At 65.8% G+C, this 4,425-nt stretch carries 5 protein-coding genes and 1 pseudogene; 5 read left to right on the plus strand and 1 reads right to left on the minus strand.

Going from position 1 to position 4,425, the window contains the following annotated elements; genetic code table 11:
- On the minus strand, window positions 1–984 hold a 984-nt coding region (locus VGH54_RS14010; protein WP_331512619.1), incomplete at its 3' end, for a M18 family aminopeptidase.
- Here VGH54_RS14010 and VGH54_RS14015 point away from each other — a divergent pair.
- The 5 genes and pseudogenes from VGH54_RS14015 to VGH54_RS14035 form a co-directional block, all read left to right on the plus strand.
- Window positions 983–2,047, plus strand: a complete 1,065-nt coding sequence (locus VGH54_RS14015) for a Dyp-type peroxidase (protein ID WP_331512620.1) — start codon at window positions 983–985, stop codon at window positions 2,045–2,047. The two genes, VGH54_RS14010 and VGH54_RS14015, sit on opposite strands and share 2 nt — an antisense overlap.
- Window positions 2,044–2,871, plus strand: a complete 828-nt coding sequence (locus VGH54_RS14020; RefSeq protein WP_331512621.1) for a family 1 encapsulin nanocompartment shell protein — start codon at window positions 2,044–2,046, stop codon at window positions 2,869–2,871. The genes VGH54_RS14015 and VGH54_RS14020 overlap by 4 nt, the downstream gene beginning before the upstream one ends.
- 156 nt (window positions 2,872–3,027) lie before the next feature.
- Window positions 3,028–3,732 (plus strand): haloacid dehalogenase type II, encoded by a 705-nt coding sequence (locus VGH54_RS14025; RefSeq protein ID WP_331512622.1) that lies wholly within the window; start codon window positions 3,028–3,030, stop codon window positions 3,730–3,732.
- A gap of 30 nt (window positions 3,733–3,762) precedes the next feature.
- Window positions 3,763–4,296, plus strand: coding sequence for a methylated-DNA--[protein]-cysteine S-methyltransferase (locus VGH54_RS14030; protein WP_331512623.1), 534 nt, complete (start codon window positions 3,763–3,765; stop codon window positions 4,294–4,296).
- A 9-nt stretch (window positions 4,297–4,305) separates the two neighbouring features.
- Window positions 4,306–4,425, plus strand: a pseudogene (locus tag VGH54_RS14035) (RNA polymerase subunit sigma); the annotation flags it as partial.

The following is a 4,425-nucleotide window of genomic DNA, read 5'->3' on the forward strand; positions in this document are numbered from 1 at the left end:
CTTGAGCACCGGACCGCCGTTGATCTCGATCAGGTGCCCCGGCTCATGCCGCTCCGGGTAATTGGGGTGGGTGGCGTGCGCCATGTCCGCCGAGGCCACCATGGATCCCGGCAGTCGGCGCAGAAAGTCGGCGCGCCCGCCACCCCTGGCCAGCTCGATGCGTTCCAGCGTGACCAGCAGCAGCTCGGAGTCAGCGCCGTGATCGGACGTAGATCCGACCTCTTCGTGGTCGAACAGCGCGAGCACCGGCAGGTGTTGGGTGGATCGGGCGTCCAGGAACGCCTCCAGACCCGCATAGCAGGATGCTTGGTTGTCCAGCCGCGGCGCGCTGACGAACTGGTGGTCGACGCCCGTCAGCCGCGACGGAGTCAGGTCGTGGGTCATCAGATCGGCGCCCAGCACCTCATCGGGATCGACACCGGCCCGTTCGGCGACATAGCCGATGAACGATCGAGCTGCGCCGCCGGCGCCCCACACCGCGTTGACGTGGCGCTGCGGATCCAGCGTCAGCGACTTGCGGTCCTCGGCCAGGTGGATTGCCAGCTGGGGTACCCGCAGGATCGGGTCGTCGATGCGGACCAGTCGGTGCGCGATGCCGGCGCCGTCGCGCACCGACAGTCGCCCGCTGACGCCCAGGTCGCGGTCCAGCCAGGAGTTCAGCCAGGCGCCCCCGTAGGGTTCCAGCGCGACCATCTGCCAGCCGACGACCTCACGGTCGGAATGCTGCTTGACCCGCAGGTTGGGACTGTCGGTGTGGCCGCCGATGACTCGGAACGGTCGACCGTCGGCGTCGTCGCCGCTGTTCCAGGCCACCAGTGACCCGGCTCGCACGATGAAGTATTTGCCGGCGCGTGGCCACTCATCCGCCTCGGCGAGCTCGGTGTAGCCGGCCGCCCGCAACCGGGACGCCACAGTGGCGCAGACATGAAACGGCGACGGGGATGCGTCGATGAATTCGCACAGCCCTTGCGCCGTGGCAACCATGCGCCCATCTTTTCATCACGGCCTCGTCGGAAACGTTAGGGTCGAACACGTGCCCGATCCGCAACCGGTGCTCGCGCCGCTGACACCAGCCGCCATCTTCCTGGTGGTCACGGTCGACGAGGGCGGCGAAGAGGTCGCGCACGACGCGCTGTCGGGGATCTCCGGGTTGGTGCGCTCGACCGGCTTCCGCGACCCCGCCAAACACCTGTCGGTGATCACCTCGATCGGCTCACGCGCCTGGGACCGGTTGTTCGAGGGGCCGCGACCGGCCGAGCTGCACCCGTTCATCGAATTGGACGGCCCCCGCCACACGGCCCCGACAACTCCCGGTGACCTGTTGTTCCACGTCCGGGCCGAGACGCTGGACGTCTGCTTCGAGCTGACCAATAACATTCTGCGATCGATGGCCGGCGCGGTGACCGTGGTCGACGAGGTGCACGGGTTCCGGTTCTTCGACAATCGCGATCTGCTCGGGTTCGTCGACGGGACCGAGAATCCCGATGGCGCACTGGCGGTTTCGGCCACCACCATCGGCGACGAGGACCCGGAATTCGCCGGCGGCTGCTACGTGCACGTACAGAAGTACCTGCACGACGTGGTGGCCTGGGATGCGCTGTCGGTCAGCGAGCAGGAGCACGTGATCGGCCGAACCAAACTCGAGGACCTCGAACTCGACGACGACGAGAAGCCGGCCAACGCGCACATCGCGCTGAACGTCATCACCGACGACGACGGCGCCGAGCTGAAGATCGTGCGGCACAACATGCCGTTCGGTGAGCTCGGCAAGGGCGAATTCGGCACCTACTTCATCGGCTACTCGCGCGCGCCGCAGGTGACCGAGCAGATGCTGCACAACATGTTTCTCGGCGACCCGCCCGGCAACACCGACCGGATCCTGGATTTCTCCACCGCGGTCACCGGTGGACTGTTCTTCTCCCCCACCGTCGACTTTCTCGACGACCCGCCACCGCTGCCGATCTCACCGGCAGCGACTCCGGCGATACTCAAGACATCCGCGGATGGCTCGTTGACGATCGGCAGTTTGAAAGGAACCCCGCAATGAACAACCTGTACCGCGATCTTGCTCCGATCACCGAGGAAGCTTGGGATGAAATCGAAGTGGAGGCGAGGCGGACCTTCAAGCGTCACATCGCCGGCCGCCGGGTGGTCGACGTCAGCGAATCGGCCGGACCGACCGCCGCCGCGGTCAGCACCGGGCGACTGATCGATGTCAAGCCGCCCTCCGATGGCGTGATCAGCCACCTGCGCGCCAGTAAACCGCTTGTACGGCTTCGGGTTCCGTTCACGCTGTCGCGCTCGGAGATCGACAACGTGGAGCGCGGCTCGCAGGACTCCGACTGGGATCCGGTCAAGACGGCGGCCAAGAAGCTGGCGTTCGCGGAAGACCGGGCCATCTTCGAGGGCTACAGCGACGCCTTGATCGACGGCATCCGCAGCTGCAGCTCCAACCCGGCGCTGACGCTGCCCAAGGACATTCGCGAGTTCCCCGACGTCATATCGCAGGCGCTGTCCAGCCTGAGGCTGGCCGGTGTGGAAGGCCCGTACGCGGTGCTGCTGTCGGCGGACGCCTACACCAAAGTCAGCGAGACGACCGAGCACGGCTACCCGATCCGCGAGCACATCCGTCGGCTGGTCGAAAACGACATCATCTGGGCACCGGCCATCGACGGCGCCTTCGTGCTGACCACCCGCGGCGGCGACTTCGACCTACAACTGGGCACCGACGTCTCCATCGGCTATCTGTCGCATGATGCCGAGACCGTCCAGCTGTATATGCAGGAGACCGTGACGTTCCTGTGCTACACCGCTGAGGCATCCGTCGCGCTGAGTCCGTCGCCCGCCGGCCGTGTAAAGGTGGCTAAGTAAGCGGTTCGCCGCCGTCTAGATTCAGCGTCACACATGCGATTCCGCTGCCGCACCCGACCACCAGAATCGTTTTGTCCTGATAGGGGTCTGGCGGCAGGCAGGTCAACGACCGACGCCGACTATTGCCAGCCTGCCTTATCGGTGGATGATGGGGCGATGGCCGCCGCACCGTCAGTTCTCGTGTTCGACGTCAACGAGACGCTGATCGACATCGAGTCCATAGCACCGGTTTTCGAGCGCATCCTCGGCGATCGTGCGGCGATGCGGGAGTGGTTCAATCAGCTGGTCATGTACTCGATGACGGCGACCTTGTCGGGGCACTACGTCGACTTCTTCACGCTCGGTCAGGGAATCTTGCGGATGCTCGCGACCACCCGCTGCGTGGAGATCGCCGAGGCGGACGTCGATGCACTGAAGCACGCGATGCTCACCATGCCGGCTCACCCCGAAGTCGAAGACGGGCTGACAACTCTGCGCGACAACGGATTTCGTCTGGTCACATTGACGAACTCACCGCCCAACCCGGACGGGCCCAGCCCGCTGGAACACGCCGGGTTGGGCCACCTGTTCGAGCGACAGCTCAGCGTCGAGAGCTGCCGAGAGTTCAAACCCGCGCCGGCGGTGTACTTGCACGCGTGCGAGCAGCTCGCCGTATCCCCGGCGGACTGCATGATGGTGGCCGCCCACGTCTGGGACACCATCGGCGCCCAATCGGTCGGATTCAGCGGGGCATTGATCACCCGGCCCGGCAACGCGGCACTACCACTTCCGGGCTTGCCGCAGCCGACGGTCGCCGCGACCGATCTGCGCGATTTGGCGGCCAAACTCACAAATCACGAGGGCCAGACGTCTACCCGGTAGACAACAGTTCCAACAAACACCGGAGGCCTCATGTCGATCGCAGCCGCCACGACGTCGACTCGTCACGTCGTCATCGATTCACAGATCGGACCACTGACCCTGGTGCGCGACGACGACGGCCTGACCGGTCTGTACTACCCAGGGCACTGGACCCGGCCCGACCACACGACCTTCGGGCCGCGGGTCGAGCCGAGCGACGACCACGGATTCGACACGGCGATCGCGCAGCTCAGCGAATACTTCGCCGGCGAACGCCAGAAATTCGATCTGCCGCTCAATCCCCTTGGCAGCGAACGGGCCCGGCAAGTCTGGCAGCTGCTCGTCGAGATCCCCTACGGCCGCACCACGACGTACGGTGCGCTGGCCCGGAGGATCGGTGGCGGCCTGGACGCCCGTGACATCGGCGGCTTCGTCGGCGCCAACCCTTTGTCGATCGTCATCCCGTGCCATCGCGTGGTGGGATCCAACGGCAAGCTCACTGGATACGCCGGCGGTTTGAACCGCAAGCAATATCTGCTCGAGCTGGAGAACGCGATACCCGCGCCACCTCCAGCGCTGTGGTAGCCGCCAATAATGAAGCCGCCGTTCGAAAGCGTCGTCTCGCAGCACGGTGCCACCGTGCTGCGGGTGGCGCGCGCGGTCCTCGGCCACGCCGACGCTGACGACGCCTGGTCGGAGACTTTCCTGGCGGCG

Origin of the sequence: Mycobacterium sp., from assembly GCF_036488105.1 — a bacterium.
Lineage (GTDB): Bacteria > Actinomycetota > Actinomycetes > Mycobacteriales > Mycobacteriaceae > Mycobacterium.